We start from the raw sequence: 235 nt of genomic DNA, 5'->3' as shown, positions 1-235 counted from the left end.
CCGCAGCGGCACCGGCACCCCGGCCACCGGCGGGAAGGACATCAGCTTGGAGGCGGCGGTGATCCCGCACAGGCGAGGCAGGTGGGTATGGCCGCAGAAGGTCAGCCGCGGCGTCGTCGCCTCCAGGCTGCGCAGCGCCGCATCCGCATCCAGCACGTAGTGCCTGGCATCGGGCGCCGAGGCATCGGCATGGACATAGAGCCGGTCCTCCTCCTCGGCCACCAGGGGCAGGCCG

1 protein-coding gene is annotated in these 235 nt (G+C 72.8%); it reads right to left on the bottom strand.

The window, feature by feature from the left end; all coding sequences use genetic code 11:
• Positions 1-235, bottom strand: a 235-nt coding sequence (locus tag AC0IW9_RS32015; protein ID WP_471652307.1) for a hypothetical protein, incomplete at both ends; no start/stop codon positions are given.

Source organism: Belnapia sp. AC561 (genome assembly GCF_979252845.1).
Note: the sequence above shows the minus strand (reverse complement) of the source record. Positions and strands in the feature narration are given on the sequence as shown.